The organism is Pedobacter cryoconitis, assembly GCF_014200595.1.
GTDB lineage: Bacteria > Bacteroidota > Bacteroidia > Sphingobacteriales > Sphingobacteriaceae > Pedobacter > Pedobacter cryoconitis_C.
Genome location: NZ_JACHCG010000006.1, coordinates 42,344 through 68,939, shown reverse-complemented (window position 1 = coordinate 68,939; position 26,596 = coordinate 42,344). Strand labels below are relative to the sequence as shown.

The following is a 26,596-nucleotide window of genomic DNA, read 5'->3' as shown; positions in this document are numbered from 1 at the left end:
AAGCAATATATACACACAAGATGAATACGAAAACGACTTCTAAAATTATCCCTGTTAAAAAACCAAAAATCAACGTAATTACATTGGGTTGTTCCAAAAACATTTACGATTCTGAGGTTTTGATGGGACAATTAAGAGGGAATAGCTTAAATGTGGTTCACGAAGCTAATGAAATCAATAAGGATGATATCATTGTTATCAATACCTGCGGTTTCATTGACAATGCAAAACAGGAGTCTATTGACACTATTCTTCAATACAGTCAGTTAAAAGAAGAAGGTAAAATCAGCAAAGTAATTGTAACGGGATGTCTTTCGGAACGTTATAAGCCTGAACTGGAATCGGAAATTAAAAACGTTGATGCCTTTTTTGGTACAAACGATTTACAAAACATATTACATTCATTAGGTGCAAATTATAAGCATGAATTGATTGGAGAACGTTTATTGACCACGCCTTCACATTTTGCTTATTTCAAAATTGCAGAAGGCTGTAACCGCCCCTGCTCTTTCTGCGCCATTCCTCTGATGCGTGGTAAACATGTATCTACAGAAATGGAAGCTTTAGTTAAAGAAGCAAAAATATTAGCTGCTAACGGAACTAAAGAGCTGATCCTGATTGCTCAGGATTTAACGTATTACGGTTTGGACATTTATGGTAAACGTAATCTGGACGAATTATTAAGACGTCTTTCTGATATCAATGGTATCGAATGGATCAGGTTACAATATGCTTACCCTTCAGGATTCCCAATGGAAATTCTGGACGCAATGAACGAAAGAGAAAACATCTGTAAATATCTGGATATGCCTTTACAGCACATCACAGATAATATGCTGAAGTCAATGCGTCGTGGAATCACGAAACAAAAGACTATCGACATCGTTAACCAGATCAGAGATAAAGTTCCTGGAATTGCGATGCGTACCACACTGATTTGTGGTTACCCTGGTGAGACTGAACAGGACTTTGAAGAAATGTTACGCTGGGTAGAAGATACCCGTTTCGACAGACTGGGTTGCTTCACTTATTCTCACGAGGAAAAAACACATGCACATAATTTAGTGGATGATGTACCTGATGAGGTAAAACAAGAGCGTGTTGATGCGATCATGGAATTACAACAAGGAATTTCTTATGAAATCAACCAGGATAAGGTAGGTCAGACTTACAAAGTTCTGGTAGATCGTAAAGAGGGTGATTTCTTTATCGGACGTACCGAATTTGACTCTCCAGAGGTTGATAATGAGGTTTTAATCGATGCCAGTACAGGTTATGCTGCAAATGGTAGTTTCGTAAACGTAGCTATTGACCGCGCTGAAGATTTTGATCTATATGGACAGATTGTAAAATAATATTGCGTTTTGCTGAATTATGGTTTATTAACTTAATTTCGTAGCAATGCAGGCCAAGTACATCTCTTATCAGCAAACACACGCTTTTTCATCCATTGTATTGGATTACATAGATGGAAAGGATAATCTGGAGTCTTTTTATAAGTACTCCCCTACTTTAGAGGGTTTTAAAAAAGCAATCGGAGACCGGAAATATTCTGGTGACCGCAGCTTATTAGTAAACAGCCTGCACAAGCAGTATCAGCATTTGCAGCCCTCTGCTTTAGTCCTTGAAAATATCAACTTATTAGCTGATGACCGTACGTTTACCATAACGACAGGTCATCAGCTGAATATATTTACAGGCCCCCTTTATTTCATCTATAAGATTGTAACTGCAATTAAACTGGCAGCAGATCTCAAACAACGTTTTCCTGACTATAACTTTGTACCTGTCTACTGGATGGCTACAGAGGACCATGATTTTGAAGAAATCAATCATGTGAAAGTCGAGGATAAAATGCTGACCTGGAAGAAAAATGCTGCTGGTGCGACCGGCAGATTAAGTACTTCGGATATTACAGACGCACTTGTTGGTTATAAAGGATATTTGGGGATCAGTGAAAATGGTACTGAATTCTCACAAATCGTTGAAAAGGCTTATACCTCCAATAAAACTCTTGCTGATGCCACACGCGAACTGGTTGACACTTTATTTGGTAAAAAAGGTTTAGTATGTGTGGATGCTGATGATGCAGCATTGAAAGCACAGTTTTCATCAATTGTATACCAGGATATTGTTGAACAGAACAGTTTCGCGCAAATTAATACAAGTAGTGAAGCGCTGGAAGCAAAGGGTTATAAACCCCAGGTAAATCCACGGGAGATCAATTTCTTTTATATGGATAATCAGCTCCGTGAACGTATTGTAGAAGAAAATGGTGAATATAAAGTACTGAATACTGAAATTAGTTTTACCAAAGAGAAGTTAAAACACGAAATAGCTCATCATCCGGAGCGTTTTAGTCCTAATGTGGTCATGCGCCCTGTTTACCAGGAACTGATCCTGCCGAACCTTGCTTATATTGGTGGTGGAGCTGAAGTGACCTACTGGTTACAGCTAAAAGCTAATTTTGACTTTTATAAAGTCCCTTATCCTATCCTGATTCTAAGAAATTCGGCTTTGGTGATCGACGATAGAAGTGCCCGTAAAATGCAAATCCTGGATATCAGCCCGATCACCTTATTCAATAGTGATGAGCAATTGAAAAATCAGTGGATTAAAGTACATGTAGGAGATTCCCTTTGTCTGGATGATGAACAACGTGCAATAAGAGCTGTTTTTGATCAGATCAAATTAAACTCTTATAAAATCGACAAAACACTTTCTATGTCTGCGGAAGCGGCTAAAACAAAAGCTTTGAAACTGGTCACTAACCTGGAGAAAAAACTTTTAAGAGCTGAAAAGCGTAAGCATACGACCTCTTTGCAGCAAATAGACACCTTGAAGAATAAACTGTTTCCATCAGGCGTATTGCAGGAACGTGTGCTGAATATTGCACCGATGTATGTACTTTATGGCGACGATTTTATTGAGAATCTATTGTCTGCATTCAAACCGCTTGATTATAAATTTACGGTCCTATACGCTTAACTCATTCAAATGACCTTTCATACTTTTACTGAAACACGTTTACGGAATTTCACCAAAAGCGTCTTTTTGAAAATGGGCTGCTCTGCTACAGATGCAGATCTTGCCACAGATGTATTGTTACGTTCTGACCTCAGAGGAATAGATTCTCATGGTGTAGCCCGGTTAAGCGGTTATATCCGCTTATGGGAGAAAGAAAGAATTAATGCGACACCAAATATCAGGGTTGTACATGAAACCCCAACCACAGCGACCGTAGATGGTGATGCCGGCCTTGGCCTGGTAGTGGCTCCTTTTGCAATGAAAGTGGCTATGGAAAAAGCTGCAATCTATGGCAGTGGATGGGTCGCAGTAAAAAACTCCAATCATTTCGGTATTGCCGGCTATCATGCTTTGCTGGCTGTAGAAAAAGATATGATTGGTATCAGTATGACTAATGCAAGCCCACTGGTTGCTCCTACTTATGCGAATGAAAGGTTATTAGGAACTAACCCTATGTGTTATGCGTTCCCAGCAGGTAAATATCCTCCTGTAGTTGTTGATATGGCTACCGCAGCAGCAGCCAATGGAAAACTGGAAATTGCGCAGCGTGCGAACCAGCCAATTCCAGGTGGCTGGGCACAGGATAAAAATGGTCAGGGCACTACTGATCCGAATGCACTGAAAAATGGCGGTTCTTTATTGCCATTGGGAAGTGATAAAGATCATGGCAGTCATAAAGGCTATGGTTTAAGTGCAACAGTTGATATTTTGACTGCGGTACTTTCAGGTGCTAATTATGGCCCGTGGGTCCCTCCTTTTGTGGCTTTTTTGGAACCATCAGCAAATCCTGTAGGGGAAGGCTTGGGTCATTTCTTCGGTGCGATGCGTATAGATGGATTTCGCCCTGCACAAGATTTCAAGGATCACCTGGATAACTGGATAGAACGCTTTCAAAGTGCAGAAACAATTGATCCTGCCAAGCGGGTAATTATTCCGGGAGAGCCTGAATATGCATTTGAACAGGAACGTAAATTATCCGGGATCCCTTTGGTAGAACCAGTTGTAAATGATCTCAACGAACTCGCCGATAAGCTACAGCTTAGCCGGTTATAAAAAAAGGTTGCGATGTATCTGACATCGCAACCTTTTTTATTTGTTTATAAACTCCTGGCTTAATGAATACCGTTAAACAAACGGCCCCATCTGATTTTGCTAAAGAAAGAACCATTAGTATCGTAACTCATCCAGATGAATAGAGCTTTTCCTACAATATGATCTTCTGGTACAAATCCCCAATATCTTGAATCCAGTGAATTATGCCTGTTATCACCCATCATCCAGAAGTAATCCATTTTAAAAGTATAACTATCAGCTTTTACACCATTAATTAACCATCCACCAGCAACTTTTTCTACCTTATTACCTTCGTAAGTAGAAATAGCCCGCTGATATAAAGGCATAGATACGCTGTCCAGTTTTACAGTCCATCCCTTTTTAGGAACTTGAACAGGGCCCCAGTTATCAGCATTCCATTTTCTGTTTGGGTCCTGTGGAAACACATTCGCTTCAACAGCTCCCGGTGCAGCAGTATGGGTATTTACAGAAGCAACGAAATCAAGTTTCTTCACCTTGTCCATCATTACTGGTGTACCTACAAAATTATAGGTATCCTGAGATAAAGCACTGATGTCCCTGTCAATTACAAAACCCATTTCTTCAAATACCTGGAAATTGACATCACTGGTTTTAAATTTAACCATATAATCAATTTGTCCTGTATTTTTCATCGGTTCAGCCTTTCCATTGATCGTCACCAATCCGTTGGACATGCTTAATATATCACCGCTGATACCAATACAACGTTTGATATAATTCTCTCTTTTATCTACCGGTCTGCTGACAATCGTATACTGACTTTGAATAGCCTGTTTACCAACTGCACGGACCATATCATAATAATCTCTGTCCTGAGCTTCCAGGGCTACAGTATCACCATCAGGGAAGTTAAAAACGACCACATCGTTTCTTTTGATATCCTGCATTCCGGGTAATCTGCGGTATTTCCATTGTATACCGTCATAATAAGCTTTCGTACCAGTTACAGGCATTGTATGGTGTGCAAAAGGGAAAGCAACCGGAGTCATAGGTATCCTTGCTCCGTAATTCACTTTACTCACAAATAAAAAATCGCCGATTAACAGCGACTTCTCCATGGACCCCGTAGGAATAGTATAAGCTTCAATAAAAAATACACGGATAACAGTTGCGGCAATTACAGCGAAAACAACGGCATCAAACCATTCTCTGCTTTTGGTTTTTTTCTTTTTCGGCTCAGTATTATTCTTTTGCCAGAACTTCCAATTCATATGTTTTGTTATTTTAAATTAAATATATCAGATATATTATAGAATCCCTGTTTATTTTGCAGCCATTCAGCTGCAACTACTGCACCCAATGCAAATCCAGCACGGCTATGCGCAGTATGTTTCAATTCTATTTCATCTACCTCTGAACTATAAATCACAGTGTGTGTACCTGGTATATTTTCAATTCTTTGTGAAGCGATCAATACTTGTTCCTGCTTCAGTACATCAATAGCCGGATTACCATCCAGTTCATTCACCCATTCAGATTTACGGTCCATATTTTCGATAATACCTTCTGCAAGCGTCATCGCCGTACCACTCGGTGAATCCAGTTTCTGCGTGTGGTGAATTTCTTCAACCTGCACCTCATATACCGGGTAATTGTTCATCACTTTGGCAAGCACTTCATTAATATGAAAAAACAGATTCACACCAATACTGAAATTAGACCCATATAACAAGGTATTGTTACGGCGCAGACATTCATCTTTTATTTCCTGTAACTGCCCGTACCAGCCAGTTGTACCTACAACGATAGGTACATTTGCATCAAAACAAGTATATATATTATTTATAGCAGCATCAGGTGTACTGAAATCGATGGCTACATCTGCTTTTCTTAAGTTAGAAACAGTCAGGTCGGCCAGGTTATCTATGCCAATTTTCAGGACAACTTCATGCCCTCTTTCTATAGCAAAACGTTCAATGATCTGACCCATTTTACCGTAACCGATTAAAGCTATGTTCATTTATTTATATTTTAGAAAAGATTTTTGGTGAATCATATTGAAATTAAAATCTAAAGGCGACTTTCAGGCCCGGATTAAAAGCATTGTATCCGTACATCATCGACTGTGTACCAATCATGGCAGGCGAAATTTTGATAGCCAGGTTATCCCCGATATCAAAATAGGAAAGCCTTGCATCAACATAAGCTTCCACGATATTCACCACATATAAACCTACAAAAGAGAAAATAACAACTTCCTTATTTCTACGGAATACATCCTTTGCGGTTAATAGCCCCGCAGTACTCACACCAGCCAGCGGGCTTCCCTGTGTGGGCAGATTGCCATTCTTGGCCCTGTTCTGAAGTTCAGTCAGGTATTCATGATATTTATTATTATTCTGGATAAAAGACATGGCCAGCAAAGTACCTCCCGTGTAAATTGCAGCTATTTTTATCCCGCGATAGACAGTTAATCCATTCCCATACTGTCCCCAGCCAGGAATCAGCGCAGATCTGATTGCTGCCTTTCTGCCAGCAATACGGCCAAGGTTTACATAACCCGTATCCGCTTTCACCGGAGTACGTTTAAGACTATCACCTTTTACACTAAATTTTTCCTGTCCGCTAACTGCAAATACAGTGCAGCAAAACAAAACCGATAACAGTAGGTTTTTTGGCATTACCAATCTAATAATTCTAATATTCTGCTCAGGTCATCATCAGAGACAAATGGAATTTCTATTGCCCCCTTACCATTTTCACCAACCTTAAGTTTCACTTTAGTCGCAAATCTTGAAGCCAGGTCTTTTTGTAATTTCTGATATTCGAAAGACACACCCAGCGGCTGTCTTACACTTTTTGGTTTCAGCTGAAGACTATTGATACTTCTGACTAACTCTTCCACCTTACGCACAGAAAGCCCTTTATCAATAATTTCCTGATGGATAAACAACTGCTTATCGGTTTCTTCTACACTAATCAGCGCACGTGCATGCCCCATAGAGATTTTCTGATCACGGATCGAGATCTGTATAGCAGGAGGCAATTTAAGTAAACGCAGATAGTTGGTAACCGTTGACCGGTTTTTACCTACACGCTCTCCCAGTTGTTCCTGTTTAAGATTACATTCTTCCAGCATGCGCTGAAAACTAAGTGCAACTTCAATCGCATTTAAATTTTCACGCTGAATATTTTCGATCAGGGCCATTTCCAGCATCTGCTGATCATTAGCCTCACGGACATAGGCAGGAATCTCCGTCAACCCGGCTAATTTGGACGCTCTTAAACGTCTTTCACCCGAGATTAACTGATAATTTCCGCCCGCAGCTTTTCTGACAGTAATCGGCTGGATTAATCCCTGCACTCTGATGGAATCAGCCAGTTCATTTAATGCAACCTGATCAAACTCAGAACGCGGTTGATAAGGATTGGTCGCGATATCACTGATCTTGATATGACCAATATTACCTGACTGCGTTTTCTGTTCAGTTTCACTGACCGGGTTAATTGCATTCTTTTGCGGATGAGCCGAATCTGAATCATCTAAAAGAGCACTTAATCCTCTACCTAAACCTGTTTTTCGCTGAAACGATGTCATTAAGTTATATTTAAATAGTTGCAGAAGTCAAACCCTGATTTTCTTTGACCAATCCGTTTTTACGGACAATCTCACGGGCAAGGTTCAGATAATTTATTGCTCCCTTACAATTTGCATCATGCATGATGACCGAAATCCCATAACTTGGTGCCTCACTTAAACGGGTATTTCTTTGTATAATCGTATCAAATACCAGTTCCTGGAAATGTGTTCTTACTTCTTCAACAACCTGGTTTGATAAACGTAAACGTACATCGTACATGGTTAAAAGAATACCTTCAATTTCCAGTTCAGGGTTTAACCTGTTTTGTACAATTTTTATGGTGTTCAACAGTTTGCCAAGTCCTTCTAATGCAAAATATTCACATTGAACAGGTATAATAACAGAATCCGCAGCGGTTAAAGCATTGATTGTGATCAAACCCAGTGAAGGGGAACAGTCAATAATGATAAAATCATACTGGTCTTTAATTTTCTCCAGGACGGCTTTCATTTTATATTCCCTGTTGGTCAGATTGATCATCTCAATTTCTGCTCCAACCAGGTCGATATGTGCTGGTAATAAATCAAGATTAGGAGTTTCCGTCTTTTGAATAGCTTCTGATGGTTCTACATCATTGATGATGCACTCATAAATACTATTCTTGATGCTTCTTGGATCAAACCCAATTCCTGAAGTTGAATTGGCCTGAGGATCTGCGTCTACTAATAAAGTTTTGTACTCTAATACGGCCAGGCTGGCGGCTAAATTTATAGATGAAGTCGTTTTACCTACTCCACCTTTCTGATTGGCCAATGCAATAATTTTACTCATTTATCTTTTTAATAATTACCAATTATTTCCTGAGAATTTGTGAATTAGATCCTTTAGGTATAAAACGCTATTTTTACCTACATTTAGGGGCTTTTTAACAATTAGCTAAGATACAAACTAAATGACAATATTAGCGTTAAACAATAGCGTGTTTTAAACATCTTATTAACAATTTTTACATGATTACGATCATTTCAGGCACAAACAGACCCGATAGCAATACGCTGAAAGTCGCAAAATATTATAGAGACACACTTGCTAAAAAAGGACAGGAGGCTGATATACTGAGCCTGACAGACCTTCCGGCACAATTAATCGTTTCCGATTTATACGGAAAAAGATCTCCGGAATTTAAAAAGATACAAGAACAAATTACGGCAACCGAAAAATTTGTATTCATCATTCCTGAATATAATGGCAGTTTTCCCGGTGTTCTGAAAACATTAATAGATGCCTGTGACTTCCCGGACAGCTTTTACGATAAAAAAGCATGCCTGGTTGGTATCTCCTCAGGCAAATATGGGAACATCAGAGGAATTGATCATTTTGGTGGCGTATGCAGTTACCTGCACCTGAATGTTCTCCCTTTACGTTTACATATTCCGGCTATCAAAACTGAATTGGATGAACAGGGTAATTTCTATAAGGAAGATACTTTAAAATTTACAGGGCAGCAGATAGACAAGCTTATTGCTTATTAAACAGCGAAGGATGTCCAGTTTTTGCCTTCATTACCAAAAATAAAATAGCCAGGATAAAGCATTTCTGCCATGTCTTCCATAGCCTCTACAAAGGATACCGGATCACTTAAAAAGGCAGAAGTGTCTTCCATCAGGTAAACTCTGTTATAAGCAACTGCCGGCCATTCCTTTTCTAAAAGAGCAGGTACAAGGCCCATCAGCTGTCCAATACCTGTATTGGTTTGATGATAGATCAGTACTTTCGCTTGCTGAACAATTTCAAGCACTTCGCCACCAACAGCTTCCAGGAGCACGTTCAATACGTGATTAGGAGTGTTATTTGTATCCAGGCAGGTGACGGGCACTTTGTCCATAAATTTAATCTTATGCAGAATAATATCCACCCGCTCCTGCAAATCTTCGCGCAGCGTTTCATCCCCAACATTATTTATAAGTGCATTTAAAAAAGACATATCGATTAATTTATTACTTTGTGCAAAAGTAATATTCCTGATCTGATGCCCCGAATTATAAAAAATATATTTTACACTTTATGTCTCATAACGCTCTTTGGCTGCCATTCCGGGACTCAGGACAGTGAAAAAAAAGTATTTAACCTGAATTTTGACCAGAGCCTGACTTCATTAGACCCTGCTTTTGCCCGTAATCAGCCTGCAATATGGATGATGAACCAGCTTTTTAACGGGCTTGTTCAGGCAGATAGTGCCCTGAATACAATTCCGGCAATTGCCAGATCATGGGAAGTCGCACCCGACGGCCTTCAATATACTTTTCATCTGCGCAATGATGTCTACTTTCATGACGACCCTCTTTTCACCAGCGGAAAAGGAAGAAAAGTCGTTGCAGCAGATTTTGCCTATAGTTTTAACCGCTTATCAGATCCAAAAGTAGCTTCTTCAGGAGGCTGGATCTTTAGTGATAAAGTAAAGGACAAAAACAGCTTCCAGGCACTCAATGACACTACTTTAATTATTCACTTAACCAAACCATTTCCAGCATTCCTGAATCTCCTGACTACACAATACTGTGTAGTTGTACCGCATGAAGTAGCAGATTATTATGGAAAGGACTTCAGAAGCCATCCGATAGGCACAGGGCCTTTTCGTTTTAAATACTGGAAAGAAGAAGAAATCCTGGTGCTGCTGAAAAACGAAAATTACTGGGAGAAAGAACATGGTAAAAGACTCCCCTACCTGGACGCTGTTAAAGTTTCTTTCATCACAGACAAACAAAGTGCGTTCATGTCTTTTATCAAAAAAGATCTCGATTTCTTTTACAGTGTAGATGGAAGTTACCGCGATGATATTTTAACCAAGAGTGGCCATATGACCAGTAAATACAAAGGAAAGTTCCAGTTAATCAAAGGAGCTTATCTCTGTACTGAATATGTGGGTATATTGGTAGACACCTCAAAATCCATTGTCAGAAATTCTCCTTTAAGATTTAAGAAAGTACGGCAGGCGATTAATTACGGCATAGATAAAGCAAAACTGATCAAATATCTGCGCAATAGCACAGGCACTCCTGCCACCTCTGGCTTTGTACCTAAAGGAATGCCCGGCTTTGACAGCATCAAGGTAAAAGGCTATCATTACGATCCTGTAAAAGCAGCACAGCTACTGGCCGAAGCAGGCTTTCCACATGGAAAAGGAATGCCAGAACTCACATTGAGTACTTCTACAACCTACAAAGATCTCATCGAATTTATACAGGGTGAATTAAATTCACTGGGCATGAAAGTAAAAGTTGACGTTACACCAAGCTCCAGCTTAAGAGAACTGATGTCTAAAAATGAAGTTAATTTTTTCAGGGGTTCCTGGATTGCTGATTACCCGGATGCAGAAAATTACCTTTCCGTTTTCTATTCTAAAAACCGTGTGCCTTATGGGCCAAACTATACCGGATATTTCAATAAAGAATTTGACCGTTTATTTGAGCAGAGCTATTACGAGAATGATGCAAAAAAACGTTACGTTTTATATCAGAAAATGGACAACATGGTTATAGAAAATGCCTCTATTGTACCTATTTTATATGATCAGTCAGTGACCATGCTGCAAAATAACATTAGCGGTTACCCGATCAATCCATTAAGTGTAATGATTCTGAAACGGGTTAAAAAGAAATAGGGTTAAATCTTCAGTTACCTGAAAATTTAACCCTGTTGTTCAGATGATCTTATTGTTTTGGCGCTGCGCCCCCACCTAGTCCTCCGGCACCTTCATCCTGTTTTAAATCGTCATTGGAAATCCCTTTTTTCTTCTTTGGAGCAGAAAAAGTAACCTTACCAAACTTATAACTAAAGTTAACCCCAAAAGACCTTAAAGGATAATAAATATTCATATTCTGGCGGAAATCAGCTCCTGTATTCTCATTATGAATATGCAGATCTCTTGAAAAGACATTCAACACATTGATACCAACTGTTGCTTTCTTTTTCATGATCTCTTTCTTGAACGCGCCACCATAAAATGCCATTGGCCCTGAAGTACCCTGGAAAGTTCTTCTTGATGCATTATATACACCGAAAATCTCCGTATTCCATCCACCTTTAAAAGAGATTGCAGATCTGGCAAACACCGAATAATTTACAAATACACCCGTACTCTGATTCGTCTGTGAATTTCTTAAATCATAAGTATTCAAGCTAAAATTCCCCATTAAAGTCCATTTAGGTAATGGATTATAAGTAGCGAACACATTACCACCAAAAGATTTATTTTTACCGACGTTGGCATAAGTAGTCAGCTTTTGTTCAGGAAAATACAAACTCTCAATTACATCGCTCGTAGTACGGTAAAATATAGAGGCATTAATTACAGATCCTTTGATAAAGGTCGAATAACCAAGCTCCACAATATCACTTATTTCAGGATTTAAATTCGGGTTACCCTGCTGCTGATTCTCCGGGTCATTCCTGTTTAAGAAAGGATTCAGATAAGACAAACTTGGTCTTTGCATCCTTGCATTATAGCTCAGTTTTAAGGTAGAATTTCCCTTCAGTGTTTTGGAGACAATTATACTTGGAAATAAATTAGTATAATTATTATTAAAATTCAGTGAAGAACCAGAAACCCCGCTGATGTCAGTATACTCTGCTCTTAAACCACCCTTTACATCAAACAATTTAGCAAGTTTAAAGCTTAAAACGCCATAAGCTGCAACAACATTTTGTTTATAATCAAAATCCTGTTCGCTACTCTGATACTTGCTTTTTATATCTCTTAGAATCCCTTTAACACCTGTTTCCAATGACATCGTTTTACTAAAAGGATATACATAATCCGTTTGTAAAGTATACTCATTATTTTTACCCGTATTATCACCATTTACATCAGGGGCCAATGCTGACCCGTCCGGATTAATCAGGCGTGTATTAAATTGGGTTGTATTCCTGCCAAAACTTGCCTGACCGGAAACTGTAAACTCTTCTCCTTCTTTTTTGGTCGTTTTTCTGTAGTCAGCACTCCAGTCTATGTTATTTAAACTACTCTTGCTATCAGAAGAACGCACATAATTAATTGTCCTCAATATAGTGTCCATGATACTGCTGGTCACATTTGAATTTCCTTTCGCACCATTCGAAAAATCATTGTATTTGATATTCGTAGAAAGACTGTTATAGGCATTAATATCATAATCCAGACCTATACTTCCATTATAAGCATATCTTTTTGCCTTACTGAACCCTTCCTGAAAAACATGTGACCGCTGGCTGTAGACATCATTTTCTAAAACAATTCTCGTATCCTGAGGAATCGCATACTGTCCCCCAAAGCTAGAACTGATTCCTAAACGTCCCTTTTTAGCATTTAAACTAAAATTACCATTATTCTGGCGTGTACCAACTGATAACGAAGCATTACCATTTACACCCTGAGCAGTTTTCTTTTTAGTGATGATATTAATAATTCCACCCGCACCCTCTGCATCATATTTTGCCGAAGGACTTGTAATTACTTCCACGCTTTTAATCTCTTCCGCAGGAATCATCTTTAAAGCATCAGCAACACTGTTTGACATCGTTCCCGAAGGCTTTCCGTTAATCAATACCCTAACCGCAGAACTTCCGCGTAAAGAAGGGTTTCCGTCAATATCAACCGTTACCATTGGCACTTTACGCATCACATCACCGGCGTTACCTCCCGCTGTAGTTACATCCTGTTCCGCATTATAAACCAATTTATCAATTTTGGTTTCGATCATTGGCGTTTTACCAACAATAGCAACCTCTTTTAAATTACTTTCTGTGCCGGTCAGTAAAACATTCCCAAGGTTCAGATCAGGTTTCTCAGGACTGGTTTTCACTAACATGGTTTTACCCTTATAGCCCATAAAGCCAATCAATAATTTATACTGATCAGGGGATACATTTTGTAGTACAACCTTACCTTTTGCATCAGTTACACCGCCATTAACCGATTTATTATCTTTAACCCTAATCAGAGATACGGTTGCATAATCAACGGGCTGTTTAGTAGCAGAGTCAATAATAACAGCACTTATCCTTCCGGTTATAGTAACTTTTTGTGTTCCGCCACCTAGTGTGAATTGGGCGTTAGCCTGCTGTATCAGTCCCAGAAAGACAAATAGTAGTAGTAGTTTTTTCATAGTTTAGTAATAGTGTGATTCTGTGTGTGTTGTTTAGTCGCCGCAAATTTAACTTTGTTACGGGCTATTTAAAATTCTTTTTGCTGATCCGGTAATTATAGCCGGTAAACAGCAGAAATTTACCGGTAATTATTGGAAATGCCTTTAAATAAAAATGGTTATTAAGGATTTGACACCTTAATAACCATTCGGTATATTATTTATGCGATTGAATTAAATCACAATATTTACAATACGGCCCTTAACGATAATCACTTTTTTAGGTGTTTTACCTTCAAGGTATTTCTGAACCTGCTCATCAGCCAGTACAATTTCCTCAATCTCTTTAGCCTCAAGCGCCAAACTCAGATTTAAGTTTAACCTGGTTTTTCCGTTTACAGAAACCGGATAACTGAATTCATCTTCTACTAAATGTGCCGGATTAAATTCCGGATAAGCAGCATAAGATAAACTACCCTCATTTCCTAACAATGACCATAATTCTTCCGTAATATGTGGTGCATATGGAGAAAGCACAACAACCAGCTCTTGCAAAATACTGCGTTTATTACATTTAAGATCCGTCAATTCATTAACCGCGATCATAAAGCTGGATACTGAAGTATTGAAAGAAAAGCGCTCAATATCATCCTGTACCTTTTTAATAATTTTATGCAATGCCTTTAATTCAGCCTTTGTGGGCTCAGCATCCGATAAAGTAAATTCCCATTGATCATTGTGGAATAAACGCCAGAATTTACGAAGGAATTTGAATACCCCCTCAATCCCGTTCGTGTTCCACGGTTTACTTTGTTCAAGCGGCCCAAGGAACATTTCGTACATCCTTAAAGTATCTGCACCATAACTGGCAATCAGTACATCAGGATTCACGACATTGAAATAAGATTTAGACATTTTTTCTACCTCTACCCCACAGATATATTTACCATTCTCCAGAATAAATTCTGCATCAGCAAATTCAGGTCTGAACAACTTAAATTTTTCAATATCCAGGATCTCATTCTCTACAATATTTACATCAACACGTAATGCCGAAGTTTTATAATTGTTTTTCAAACCATGAGAAACCAAAGTATTAGTGCCTTTGCCCGATTCATCAGCTACCCGGTAAACAAAATTCGTCCTGCCCTGGATCATTCCCTGATTAATCAGTTTTTTGAAAGGCTCTTCTTCTTTGACATAACCCATATCTTTCAGGAACTTATTCCAGAAACGGCTATAAAGCAAGTGACCAGTTGCATGTTCAGCACCACCAATATATAAATCTACATCTTTCCAGTATTCAATAGCTTCTTTACCAGCAAATTCAGTTGCATTATTGGAATCCATATAACGGTACCAGTACCAGCTCGAACCCGCCCATCCTGGCATTGTACTCAACTCATAATGATACTGATTTTCGTAAGTCCAGTTTTCAGCTCTGCCCAGAGGCGGTTCACCAGTTTCTGTTGGCAAATATTTATCAACCTCAGGTAACAATAAAGGTAACTCCTCTTCCTTGATCAAATAAGGCAGACCATTTTTAAAGTATACCGGAATAGGCTCTCCCCAATAACGCTGACGGCCGAATATCGCATCACGCATACGGAAATTTACTTTCGCTTTTCCTACCCCCTGATCTTCCAGCCACTTATTCAAAGTAGTGACCGCTTCTGTATAAGTCATTCCATTAATGAAGCCAGAATTGATGTATTTACCTTCTTTAGTACTGTCAGCCTGTACATCAATAGCTGTTTGCGCATCAAGAATCTGAACAACAGGCAAATTAAAATGCTTTGCAAATAACCAGTCACGCTGATCACCACTCGGCACGCCCATTACAGCACCAGTTCCATAACCAGCAAGCACATAATCAGCGATCCATAACTGGATACGCTCACCACTCACCGGGTTCACCACGTAAGTACCCGTAAAAGCACCAGAAACTGTTTTAGTATCCGCCATACGGTCTAACTCAGATTTCTTTTTAGTCTGCTCTATATAATTCTTAATATCATTTACCTGTGCTGGCGTAGTCAATGCAGCTACCAGTTCATGTTCCGGAGCTAATACCACATACGAAACACCAAAAATAGTATCCACGCGTGTAGTAAACACTTCAATGTAATCTGTATTAATAGCTGCATCAGTTTCGATTTTGAAGCGGACACTCGCCCCTACACTCTTACCAATCCAGTTGCGCTGCATTTCTTTAACCGGTTCCGGCCAGTCAATTGTATTTAAGCCTTGTAACAAACGCTCTGCATAAGCAGAAATACGCATGCTCCATTGCATCATTTTTTTCTGTTCCACAGGATGGCCGCCACGTTCAGAAAAACCATCTTTCACCTCATCATTAGCCAGTACCGTTCCTAATGCTGCGCACCAGTTTACTGTACTTTCTTTCAAAAATGTTAAACGGTATTTCAAGAGCTCTTCCTGTTTTTCTTCCGCAGTCATATTTGCCCAGTCACTTGGCATGAAACTTTTCACATCCTCATCACTTGCTGCTTTTACATCAGCACTGCCCGAAGTATTGAATTTTTCAATTAAAGTATTGATATCTTCAGCACGGTCTGTTTCCAGGTTATACCAGGAATTGAACAGCTGCATAAATACCCATTGCGTCCACTTATAATATTCAGGTTCGCTGGTACGTACTTCGCGGCTCCAGTCAAAAGAAAAACCAATCTGGTCCAGCTGACGACGGTAAGTGCTGATATTTGCTTCAGTCGTTAACGCCGGGTGCTGCCCTGTTTGTATTGCATATTGTTCAGCAGGTAATCCAAATGAATCATATCCCATCGGATGTAAAACATTGTAACCTTTTAATCTTTTGTATCTTGAAAATATATCGGAGGCAATGTAGCCCAGTGGATGGCCAACATGTAAACCCGCACCCGATGGGTATGGAAACATATCAAGCACATAAAATTTAGGTTTGGCTGATGTTGCCTCTGCTTTAAACGTTTGGTGTGCTGCCCAAAACCCCTGCCACTTCTGTTCTATTTCTTTAAATTGGTAATCCATTACAAAAATCCTTTATATACGGCGAAAATAAAGAAATTAAGGAGGTTTTAGAAGCCTTATCAAAAGAACTTTAGTGATATAAACGATATTCATACCAAACAAGATATTTTACCCGTTTAAAAGGCATCTAGTTTGCATATATTTTTTTATTTTCGCAGAACATAAAATACACCCAACTCATAAAATATGGAAGAATTTGAAGTTAGTGATGCTTCTAAGAAGACGAAAACCATTTATATCTCTACTATATTTAGTATAACCCTGGTTTTGTTGATGCTTGGCGTATTGGGACTAATACTGGTACATGCAAAGAATCTTTCTAACTATGTAAAAGAGAATATTGTATTAAATATCATAGTTGACGAAGGCGCAAAAGAAGCTGATGTTATTCAGTTCAGAAAGGAACTTGATGCTAACCCTGCCGTTAAACAGACAGAATATGTCAATAAAGAGGTAGCTGCAAAAAATCTTACACAAGATTTAGGAGAAGACTTCGTGAATTTCCTGGGTTACAACCCATTACTTTCTACTGTAGATGTTTACCTGAAAGCTGACTATGCAAACAATAAAAGCATTGACGCATTGAAAGCGACCATCAGTAAAAACCCGGTTGTTAAAGAAGTGATCTATCAGAGTTCACTCATTGATATGGTGAATAAAAACATCAATACCATTGGTTTAATTGTACTGGGATTTGCAGCTATATTACTGGTGATCTCTGTTGCCTTAATCAATAATACGATCAGACTGGCAATTTATTCACAGCGTTTCCTGATCAAAAGCATGCAATTAGTAGGTGCGACGAAAAACTTTATTCGCAAACCCTTCATTTTCTGGGCAATGCTGCATGGCTTAATCGCTTCGTTTATTGCTATCCTGATCTTGCTTGGGCTTTTATATTACGCACAAAAAGAAATTCCGGAGATCATTATTCTAAGAAATTATACCGAATTTGGTATCGTTCTGCTTGGTTTAGTAGGGATGGGGATTTTCCTGACCGCGCTGAGTACAACCTTTGCAGTAAGCAAATATTTACGTTTAAAAATTTACGACCTTTACAGATAATAACAAATGATCGAGAAAAAAACTAGTCCTGCAACGCAAGACCCTAAAAATGAAATGGTTTTTACAAAAAAGAATTATCAGCTGTTGTTAATCAGTATGGCTATTGTTGTAGTTGGCTTTATGCTGATGATCGGAACAACGGACATTTATGATTTAAGAAAAACACTTCTTGCGCCAATGGTTGTCCTTTTTGGATTTGGATTTGGTATTTACGCAATCCTGAAAAAGTAAGCATTACATGACACTTATAGATGCCATTATTCTCGCTGTAATAGAGGGACTGACTGAGTTTTTGCCAGTTTCTTCTACCGGCCATATGATCCTTGCCTCTTCCTTTATGGGAATTGCATCCGATCCATTCGTTAAACTATTTACCATTGCCATTCAGCTTGGAGCAATCCTTTCGGTAGTTGTCTTATACTTCAAGCGTTTCTTTAAAACAATTGAATTCTACATTAAGTTGCTGGTTGCTTTTATTCCCGCAGCTATTTTTGGATTACTGCTGAGTAAAAAGATTGACCAGATGCTGGAAAGTCCGATGACAGTAGCTATATCTTTAGTAGTCGGAGGTATAATTCTTCTTTTCGTAGACAAATGGTTTAATAAACCAACCATCCATGAAGAAGAAGAGATCAGCTATCTTACCGCTTTAAAAATAGGTTTCTTTCAATGTCTGGCGATGATACCGGGCACATCAAGATCCGGTGCAAGTATTGTTGGTGGTATGTCTATGAAATTAAGCAGAAAAGTAGCTGCTGAATTCTCTTTCTTTCTGGCTGTCCCTACGATGTTTGCGGCAACGGGAAAAAAGTTATTCGATTTTTATAAAGAAGGGAATACCATTAGCCATGATCAGATTCAACTGCTTGTGATTGCTAATATCATTGCATTTATTGTAGCCTTACTCGCTATTAAAAGTTTTATCGGTTACCTGAACAAACACGGATTTAAAGTGTTTGGATGGTATCGTATCATTGCTGGATTGATCATCATTGTATTAATATATAGCGGGCATAACCTGCAAATAATTTAATGTGTAAATTGCAGCTTAATTTAGATTACCATTTTGAGCGCACAAAAGTTACTGGAAAGAACCTTCAATTTTGCCGAAGGAGAGTTATTACTCATCAATAAACCCTATAAGTGGACGAGTTTTGATGTAGTAGGGAAGATAAGGAATTCATTAAAACCCCTGAAATTAAAAGTTGGCCATGCAGGGACATTAGACCCGCTGGCTACAGGTTTATTGATTTTATGTACAGGAAAACTGACTAAACAGATCGACACCTTTCAGGCAGAAGACAAAGAATATACCGGAACTATGATCCTGGGGGCTACAACGCCCTCTTTTGACATGGAGACGGTAGTGGATCAGGAATATCCACTCACTAATTTAACTGAAGAAGCAATTTATGCCGCTACTGCGCCATTTACCGGCGACATTCAGCAATATCCACCAGCCCATTCCGCAGTCAAAGTAAACGGGGAACGTTTATATGTTAAAGCCCGCAGAGGTGAAGAACAGGAATTAAGGCTTCGTTTTGTATCCGTACCAGTCTTTGAGATTACCCGTATTGCTTTACCTGAAGTTGACTTCAGAATTGTTTGCAGTAAGGGCACTTACATCAGATCACTGGTTTCAGATTTCGGAAAACATCTTGAAAATGGTGCCTATTTATCAAAACTTACCCGCACCAGAAGTGGGAATTTCTCCTTAGAAGACGCTTTTGAAGTAACCGACCTGGTGGAATACCTTAAAAATAAGAGAGAAGCTGCCGCAGCTGAACAAGCCGGTACAAATACTTAATAGTTACTATGCACAATCACCTCAAAAATACTTACCTGCGTCATCTAAAAGATTTTACCCTCATCGGGCTGGGCATTGTTTCTGCCTGCTTCGGTCTTAAAAGCTTTTTAATGCCTAGTGAGTTTATAGACGGCGGAGTAACAGGTATATCACTACTAATCAGCACACTGACTGGATTTAAACTCTCTTATCTGATACTGCTGATCAATATCCCGTTTGTGATTCTGGGTTATTCACAGATCGGTAAAGGATTCGCCATAAAAACAGCGCTGGCCATTATTACGCTTGCTATTTTTCTGATTATCCTGCCTTTTCAGCCCGTTACCCATGATAAATTACTGATTGCTTTTTTTGGTGGTTTGTTTTTAGGCGGGGGGATTGGTCTGGCTATGCGTGGCGGATGTGTCATTGACGGTACAGAAGTACTCGCTTTGTATATCAGTAAAAACAGTATGCTGACTGTTGGAAATATTATCCTGATCCTTAACATTCTCATTTTTGGGGTTGCGGCAATTTTCCTGGATATAGAAACAGCGATGTATGCAATCTTAACTTATTTATCAGCTTCCAAGACCATAGACTTTGTAGTTAACGGGCTGGAACAATACATTGGAGTAACGATTATCTCTGAGAAAAAAGAAGATATCAAGCTGTTCCTGATCAATGATATGAAAAGGGGCGTGACTATTTATAAAGGTGAAGGCGGATACGGGGAGAAGAAAGAAATTGATATTTTATATACTGTAGTTACAAAACTTGAAATGGGTAAACTGCAAAATGAAATCCGCCAGCTGGATCCGGATGCTTTTATTGTGCAGCAGCAAATTTCTGACCTTAAGGGTGGCGTAGTAAAACGACATGCCTTGCATTAATACTAAAGATTTTGAAAACATATAACCACCTTTCCGAATTCAAAAGGTTGAACAATGCGGTTGCAACCATAGGTACTTTTGACGGCGTTCACTTCGGACATCAGAAGATTATTAAAAGACTATGCGAACTGGCGAAAGCTACCGGTGGCGAAAGCGTAATCTTAACCTTTTTCCCTCATCCCCGGTTGATTATTGACCCTGAAAATCAGGATCTGAAGATGATCAATACCATTGAAGAAAAGGCAGAGATATTAGCCGCCCTGGGAGTTGATCACCTGATCATCACTCCATTTACCCGTGATTTCTCCAACCTCAGTCCTGCCGAGTATATCAAGAATATCCTGGTAGACACCATTGGTATTAAACAGCTGATTGTTGGCTATGACCATCGTTTCGGAAAAGACCGTTCAGGTGGCATGCTCGACTTAGTTGCTTTTTCAAAACCATACGGTTATGAGATTGAAGAAATTAAAGAACAGGACATCAATGATGTTGCTGTGAGCTCCACTAAAATCAGGAAATCACTACTCGAAGGACAAGTTGGTTTAGCCGCAGAATACCTGGGTTATAATTTCTCTTTGTACGGCCCGGTAATTAAAGGAGATAAAATAGGCCGTACCATTGGCTTCCCGACTGCGAATATATTTATTGAACAGCCCTATAAAATCATCCCATCCGACGGTATTTATGCCGTAACCGTTGAAATGGAAAATGAGACCTATAAAGGGATGGCTTATATAGGTCAGCGTCCCACGATCAATGGAATGACCAGGAATATAGAAGTGAATATCTTTGATTTTAACAAAGAGATCTATGGCCAGTACATTAAAATGAATTTCATGGAATTCCTGCGGCACGATGTAAAATTCACCGGACTGGAAGCGCTTAAAATACAACTACAAAAAGATAAAGAAGATACACTGGCTTATTTTGCACAGCAGGGCTAATTCAAATATGTGTCATCTTTACTCAAAATAAACGTCAATTCACTAAAGAAAACGCCTCTTTTTTTGTATATTTACAATAATGAGGCGTTTTTTAATGATTATCACAATCTTTTTCATTACAAATTCATGCTTTGCCTTAAAGCCTGGGCGTATTCAGGCTACCTGTATATCAGCCTTAGAAATTAAGGCAATTTCCCTTCATCATCAGTTCAATAAAACGCAGCACGAGGACGTATCGAACTTAAACGCAGATGATTTAGAACACCCTACCGTTATACAACAAAGCTTAACCAAACAATCCATAGTCAGTTTACAATTGTTTCGTCTGCCCGAAAGCAAAACGGTCAGAAATACACCTGTCCAGGCTTATAACGTACAAACCTGCTTCCACTACAATTTCATATACGATTTTTTGTATCCTAACCATGTTTTCTGGTAACGTCTTCATTGCAAAACCAAAACCCGTTTTTTTACAATTAAATATTATATATGCTACACCTACCCGTATTAATAACTGATTTAGGCTTAATACTCGCAGCGGCTGGAATTACGACCCTGCTTTTCAAAAAAATCAAACAACCACTAGTGCTCGGTTATATTCTTGCCGGTTTATTAGTTGGCCCTCATATTAATTTTATTCCTACCGTAACCGACAATGAAAGTATCCATATCTGGGCTGAAATCGGGGTTATCTTTTTGCTGTTTAGTCTTGGACTGGAGTTCAGTTTCAAAAAGCTGGTTAAAGTAGGTGGATCAGCTTCCATTACAGCCATTGTTGAAGTCGTTTGTATGCTGCTTATCGGTTTCGTTGCCGGGAAGGCCATGGGCTGGAAAACGATGGATAGTATTTTCCTCGGTGGAATTTTATCAGTTTCGTCAACAACCATCATCATCCGTGCCTTTGAAGAGCTCGGCGTTAAACATAAGAAATTTGCCGGCCTGGTTTTCGGTGTCCTGATTGTAGAAGACCTTGTAGCCATCCTTTTACTTGTCCTGCTCTCTACATTGGCCGTGAGTCAGCAATTTGCCGGAGCAGAGATGTTTTTCTCTATCCTGAAGCTATTGTTCTTCCTGATCCTGTGGTTCATCGGTGGTATCTTCCTGGTTCCTACGTTCCTGAAGGCGACAAAAAAACTCATGAACGACGAGACGATGCTGATCGTTTCCATTGCCTTATGTCTGCTTATGGTTTTACTTGCCGTTAAAGTTGGGTTCTCCCCTGCTCTTGGTGCATTCATCATGGGATCTATTCTTGCTGAAACCACACAAGCAGAGAAAATTGAGCATCTGACTAAATCTGTAAAAGATCTTTTTGCGGCTATCTTCTTTGTTTCGGTAGGGATGCTGATCGACCCGAGTATCCTGATCGATTATGCCGTACCTATCCTGATCATTACTATTGCTACCGTTCTTGGGAAATTCCTGAGCTCGGGATTAGGCGCATTGCTCTCCGGACAGCCCCTAAAAACCTCCGTACAAACCGGAATGAGTTTAGCGCAGATCGGTGAATTCTCCTTTATCATTGCAACCCTCGGGCTCACCCTGAAAGTAACCAGTGATTTCCTGTACCCAATCGCGGTGGCTGTTTCTGCAATTACAACTTTTACCACCCCCTACCTGATCAAAGCATCAGAGCCCTTTTACCTGTTCCTGGAGCGTACCCTTCCGAAAAGCTGGGTGGCGGCCATCAACAGATACAGCTCCAGTACTGCCGGAATTACAACCATGAGTGACTGGAAAACCTTACTCAAATCATACACTTTCAATACGATCATTCACTCTGTAATTCTGATTGCTATTATCTTTCTGGGTTCCCGGTATCTGCATCCATTTATCACACAAAACCTCATTAACGGCAATAAGGGTATCATCATCAGCCTGATTATTTCCCTGATTTTCATGGCTCCTTTTTTATGGGCGCTGGCGATCCGGAGAATAGAACGTAAAGCACACTCCCACTTATGGCTGAATAAAAAATACACCCGCGGGCCACTAATCGCGCTGGAAGTATTAAGGGTTGCCCTGGCTATATTTGCCGTATGTTTCCTGATTTTCCAATTCTACAACACCTGGGTAGCGATGGTCATCGCCCTGATCCTGATTGTTACCGGGATGATTATTTTCAGCAGGAAACTCCAGGCCTTTTATGACCGTTTAGAACACCGCTTCCTTTACAACCTGAACGCCAGGGAAGAACAGAACAAACAACCCGAGATATTACCATGGGATACCCACTTAACAGAATTGACTATAGCTCCTGAATCCTCTCTTGTTGGAAAATCCCTGATTGAATTAGCGGTCAGAGAAAAATACGGTGTAAACATTGCGCTGATTGAGAGAGGCAATATGATGATCCCTACCCCCGGACGTGATGAACGTTTGTATCCAAACGACAAAGTGATGCTGATTGGTACAGATGATCAGCTGGCGGCAGTTGGAGAGCTTTTTAAAGGTACTAACCATGATAACCAGGAAAGCGCATTCCCTAAAAAGGATATGACCCTTCAAAAGATCGTCATCAACACCTCTTCACCCGTATTTGCTCAAACCATCCGGGATTCCGGTATCCGCGAAAAAACACAGGGCCTGGTAGTTGGTATCGAGAGAAATGGCATCCGTATCCTCAATCCCGATTCCGATCTCATATTTGAGAATGAGGATATCGTATGGATTGTGGGAAATAATAAAAAGATCCCTGACCTGCTGAAGAAAGTTTAAACTAATTAATTTTCCGTTTGTTCATTTAAACAACTAGATTCGTTAAGCCCGGACCCTGCCTGAAAACAGGGTCCGGGCTCAACTACTAACAAATGAAGATAGACCAGGAAAAGAGTGACTTTTTAGATGAAATGCTTGACCACTGGCAGGAAGAAAACCTGCTCACTCCTGCCGACATCGAAAAACTAAAAGCCAGCTATGAGGCCAAGTCATTTGATTGGCGGAGACTAGCTCAATACTCCTTCTGGATTGCGATGGCCTGCGGCGTAATCTCACTCGGCGCCCTGCTGATCGACAATAAATTCCTCGACTACTTAAAAAACCTTTACGACACCCCCAACAGCATTATCAGCCTGCTTTCTGCGGTCGGAGCGGGTATCCTCTATAAAATAAGCTTTACCCGAAAAAAGACCATGCCCATGCAGGTCTTCAGTAACGACGCCATTATTTTTACCGCCGTTATGCTTACCGCCAATGCCATAGCCTACCTCGGTAAAGCCTTTGATAAAGGAGACGGGCACTTCTCCATTCTGATTCTGCTCTCCGTATTCATCTACGGCATACTGGCTTATCTCTTCAAATCCCGTCTCATCTGGATCTTCGTTTTAATTTCCCTTGGCGCCTGGTTTGGAACAGAGACCGGCTATATGTCCCGTGATAACCTTTACTTTCTCGGCATGAATTACCCCTTACGTTTTGTCGCTTTCGGACTTGCCCTTACAGCAATCTCTTTATCCCTGAAAAACGTAAAAATCTTCCAGCAATTTTACGATACCACATACATCTGCGGGATGGTTTATCTTTTCGTATCCCTGTGGCTAATCTCCGTATTCGGTAACTTCGGCACCCTCGATAAATGGTATGCCATCAAGCAAATCAGTCTTTTCTACTGGGCTATCATTTCGGCCGTTGCCTGCGTAGCCAGTATTTTCATAGGACTTAAATACCGTGACGACATTGCCCGTGAATTCGGGATTACCTTTCTGTTCATCAACCTTTACACCCGTTACTTCGAATATTTCTGGGACAGCTGGCATAAAGCCCTTTTCTTTAGTGTACTCGCTGCATCCTTCTGGCTAATCGGCCGGAAAGCCGAAAAGATCTGGAACGTTGAATTCCTGAAAAAATAGCAAAACCAAGTTTCCCTTCCAGTCCAGCTCCAACGGTAAAACTTCTCAACAGTCTTCAGAAAGGCAGGCACTTAACCGGTTGCCTATTCTTTCGGTATGGGCTATCATTCAAGCCATAAATGTCTCTATAATTCTAATTTTTAAATCTATAATAAATTCACACACTAGCCAGGCAGACATAGTTTGATTGTAAGACAATCATATTACAACAAGGTATTTGGCAGGTTCTGATTACAGGAATATAAAACATGTTTTTTCTGTGGAACCAGAAAATGAAAAGAAAAAGTTCTTTCTAATAAGCGGGAAGCAATCCAAGAGCAATTCTAATAGCAATCTAACAAGTAACTAACAATCCAAAAAGCAATCCTATTAGCAATCCAGCAAGTAATCCTATTAAAAATCCAACAAGCAAACCAACCGCGTCGTCACATTTGTCTTCCTTGTAGCGCATCCTATTGTTAACCCATAAAACCTTACGTATCGAAAATAAAAAAACCTGGCATGTGTTTTCCAGACCTCATTCCCGTTCGGGGAATGCCAGTCGGAAAACACATGCCAGGTTTTTTTATTTCCCTAAGTACACCAGCCCAAGCTTAACAACATGATAAGCGGAAAGTGCGAAGAACAACAACGCGATTGCCCTATTGACCACATAACTACTTAAAGCGAACTTCGTTTGAATATATTGAGCAAACCTTGCAAAACCATACAAAGCTACAGCGGCGCCAATTCCCGACCCGATACTAAACACCGTTAACGACAAATATCCAATATCAATCCACTCATGAGAAATCAAGTACGTCCCCACAAACAACCAATAAGGAATCTGCATTGGATTAAGCACCCCAAGTAACATCCCATACCTGATACTATCCTTTTTCGAATAATCAGCCTTAGGCATTTCCTTCCTTGACCGCCACGTGATCACCCCCAGCACCGTGAACATCACAATCATCACGACATCAATATAATTGCCCACTTTAATCTCGCTCGACAACCACTGCACAAACCTCATTACACCAAAAGTGAACAAAACCTCTACCGCAGAAAAAGCCAGGATAAAATACAAAGCCTGTTTTATACCACGAGTAATAGTTATCTGTACCACCGTAAGGTTGATATTTCCAGGCGGGATATACCCTATCGAATTTAGAATTATCCCGAGGAATAAGGTTAGAAAAAGCATGCGCTAATATAAAATTAATTAATCCGTACTACTTGTCAAAAAAAAGAGCTGACGAATAAACATCAGCCCTTAAAAA

General features: G+C 39.7%; 22 protein-coding genes. 13 read left to right on the top strand and 9 right to left on the bottom strand.

The window, feature by feature from the left end:
* Window positions 1-20: 20 nt before the first annotated feature.
* The 3 genes from rimO to HDE70_RS24830 are packed head-to-tail and all read left to right on the top strand — an operon-like array spanning window position 21 to window position 4,080.
* On the top strand, window positions 21-1,355 hold the full coding sequence (gene rimO, locus HDE70_RS24840) for a 30S ribosomal protein S12 methylthiotransferase RimO (protein ID WP_183868498.1): 1,335 nt from the start codon (window positions 21-23) through the stop codon (window positions 1,353-1,355).
* Between the two features lie 46 nt (window positions 1,356-1,401).
* The gene (bshC, locus tag HDE70_RS24835) at window positions 1,402-2,988 is read left to right on the top strand and encodes a bacillithiol biosynthesis cysteine-adding enzyme BshC (protein ID WP_183868497.1); all 1,587 of its coding nucleotides are present in this window, start codon (window positions 1,402-1,404) and stop codon (window positions 2,986-2,988) included.
* Window positions 2,989-2,997: 9 nt separating this feature from the next.
* The gene (locus HDE70_RS24830) at window positions 2,998-4,080 is read left to right on the top strand and encodes an Ldh family oxidoreductase (RefSeq protein ID WP_183892152.1); all 1,083 of its coding nucleotides are present in this window, start codon (window positions 2,998-3,000) and stop codon (window positions 4,078-4,080) included.
* Between the two features lie 59 nt (window positions 4,081-4,139).
* Here HDE70_RS24830 and lepB read toward each other — a convergent pair whose 3' ends face one another.
* Genes lepB through HDE70_RS24805 form a run of 5 tightly spaced genes read right to left on the bottom strand, consistent with a single transcriptional unit; the run spans window position 4,140 to window position 8,474 of the window.
* The gene (gene lepB, locus HDE70_RS24825; protein WP_183892151.1) at window positions 4,140-5,333 is read right to left on the bottom strand and encodes a signal peptidase I; all 1,194 of its coding nucleotides are present in this window, start codon (window positions 5,331-5,333) and stop codon (window positions 4,140-4,142) included.
* A gap of 8 nt (window positions 5,334-5,341) precedes the next feature.
* On the bottom strand, window positions 5,342-6,082 hold the full coding sequence (gene dapB / locus HDE70_RS24820) for a 4-hydroxy-tetrahydrodipicolinate reductase (protein WP_183892150.1): 741 nt from the start codon (window positions 6,080-6,082) through the stop codon (window positions 5,342-5,344).
* A 43-nt stretch (window positions 6,083-6,125) separates the two neighbouring features.
* The gene (locus HDE70_RS24815) at window positions 6,126-6,743 is read right to left on the bottom strand and encodes a DUF5683 domain-containing protein (protein ID WP_183868493.1); all 618 of its coding nucleotides are present in this window, start codon (window positions 6,741-6,743) and stop codon (window positions 6,126-6,128) included.
* Window positions 6,743-7,660 carry a ParB/RepB/Spo0J family partition protein gene (locus tag HDE70_RS24810; protein WP_183868492.1) on the bottom strand — a complete coding sequence of 306 codons (918 nt, stop codon included), beginning with the start codon at window positions 7,658-7,660 and terminating at the stop codon, window positions 6,743-6,745. The genes HDE70_RS24815 and HDE70_RS24810 overlap by 1 nt, the downstream gene beginning before the upstream one ends.
* Window positions 7,661-7,670: 10 nt before the next feature.
* Window positions 7,671-8,474 (bottom strand): ParA family protein, encoded by an 804-nt coding sequence (locus HDE70_RS24805; protein ID WP_068406272.1) that lies wholly within the window; start codon window positions 8,472-8,474, stop codon window positions 7,671-7,673.
* 179 nt (window positions 8,475-8,653) lie between these two features.
* Here HDE70_RS24805 and HDE70_RS24800 point away from each other — a divergent pair, with 179 nt between their 5' ends.
* Entirely contained in the window at window positions 8,654-9,175 is a 522-nt protein-coding gene (locus HDE70_RS24800) for an NADPH-dependent FMN reductase (protein WP_183868491.1), read from the top strand.
* Here the strand turns inward: HDE70_RS24800 and HDE70_RS24795 are convergent.
* The gene (locus tag HDE70_RS24795) at window positions 9,172-9,627 is read right to left on the bottom strand and encodes a hypothetical protein (RefSeq protein ID WP_183868490.1); all 456 of its coding nucleotides are present in this window, start codon (window positions 9,625-9,627) and stop codon (window positions 9,172-9,174) included. The two genes, HDE70_RS24800 and HDE70_RS24795, sit on opposite strands and share 4 nt — an antisense overlap.
* A 45-nt stretch (window positions 9,628-9,672) precedes the next feature.
* Between HDE70_RS24795 and HDE70_RS24790 the strand changes: the two genes are divergently transcribed.
* Window positions 9,673-11,304, top strand: a complete 1,632-nt coding sequence (locus HDE70_RS24790) for an ABC transporter substrate-binding protein (RefSeq protein WP_183868489.1) — start codon at window positions 9,673-9,675, stop codon at window positions 11,302-11,304.
* 49 nt (window positions 11,305-11,353) lie between these two features.
* On the opposite strand, the gene HDE70_RS24785 is transcribed toward HDE70_RS24790, so the two are convergent.
* Window positions 11,354-13,786, bottom strand: a complete 2,433-nt coding sequence (locus HDE70_RS24785) for an outer membrane beta-barrel family protein (protein ID WP_183892149.1) — start codon at window positions 13,784-13,786, stop codon at window positions 11,354-11,356.
* Between the two features lie 213 nt (window positions 13,787-13,999).
* The gene (gene leuS, locus HDE70_RS24780; RefSeq protein WP_183892148.1) at window positions 14,000-16,795 is read right to left on the bottom strand and encodes a leucine--tRNA ligase; all 2,796 of its coding nucleotides are present in this window, start codon (window positions 16,793-16,795) and stop codon (window positions 14,000-14,002) included.
* A gap of 186 nt (window positions 16,796-16,981) precedes the next feature.
* On the opposite strand from leuS, the gene HDE70_RS24775 reads away from it, so the two are divergent.
* The 8 genes from HDE70_RS24775 to HDE70_RS24740 all read left to right on the top strand — a co-directional run bounded on the left by HDE70_RS24775 (window position 16,982) and on the right by HDE70_RS24740 (window position 25,334).
* Window positions 16,982-17,860, top strand: coding sequence for a cell division protein FtsX (locus HDE70_RS24775; RefSeq protein ID WP_183868486.1), 879 nt, complete (start codon window positions 16,982-16,984; stop codon window positions 17,858-17,860).
* Window positions 17,861-17,866: 6 nt separating this feature from the next.
* Window positions 17,867-18,091 carry a DUF3098 domain-containing protein gene (locus tag HDE70_RS24770; RefSeq protein ID WP_183868485.1) on the top strand — a complete coding sequence of 75 codons (225 nt, stop codon included), beginning with the start codon at window positions 17,867-17,869 and terminating at the stop codon, window positions 18,089-18,091.
* 7 nt (window positions 18,092-18,098) lie between these two features.
* On the top strand, window positions 18,099-18,893 hold the full coding sequence (locus HDE70_RS24765) for an undecaprenyl-diphosphate phosphatase (protein ID WP_183868484.1): 795 nt from the start codon (window positions 18,099-18,101) through the stop codon (window positions 18,891-18,893).
* 24 nt (window positions 18,894-18,917) lie between these two features.
* The gene (gene truB / locus HDE70_RS24760) at window positions 18,918-19,667 is read left to right on the top strand and encodes a tRNA pseudouridine(55) synthase TruB (RefSeq protein WP_409339010.1); all 750 of its coding nucleotides are present in this window, start codon (window positions 18,918-18,920) and stop codon (window positions 19,665-19,667) included.
* 8 nt (window positions 19,668-19,675) lie between these two features.
* Entirely contained in the window at window positions 19,676-20,539 is an 864-nt protein-coding gene (locus HDE70_RS24755) for a YitT family protein (RefSeq protein WP_183868482.1), read from the top strand.
* Window positions 20,540-20,550: 11 nt separating this feature from the next.
* Window positions 20,551-21,486 (top strand): bifunctional riboflavin kinase/FAD synthetase, encoded by a 936-nt coding sequence (locus HDE70_RS24750; RefSeq protein WP_183868481.1) that lies wholly within the window; start codon window positions 20,551-20,553, stop codon window positions 21,484-21,486.
* A 489-nt stretch (window positions 21,487-21,975) separates the two neighbouring features.
* Entirely contained in the window at window positions 21,976-24,204 is a 2,229-nt protein-coding gene (locus HDE70_RS24745; protein ID WP_183892147.1) for a cation:proton antiporter, read from the top strand.
* Between the two features lie 92 nt (window positions 24,205-24,296).
* Window positions 24,297-25,334, top strand: a complete 1,038-nt coding sequence (locus HDE70_RS24740; RefSeq protein WP_183892146.1) for a DUF2157 domain-containing protein — start codon at window positions 24,297-24,299, stop codon at window positions 25,332-25,334.
* A gap of 565 nt (window positions 25,335-25,899) precedes the next feature.
* On the opposite strand, the gene HDE70_RS24735 is transcribed toward HDE70_RS24740, so the two are convergent.
* Complete coding sequence (locus HDE70_RS24735) at window positions 25,900-26,520, bottom strand: LysE family transporter (RefSeq protein ID WP_068406220.1); 621 nt, start codon at window positions 26,518-26,520, stop codon at window positions 25,900-25,902.
* Window positions 26,521-26,596 lie beyond the last annotated feature (76 nt).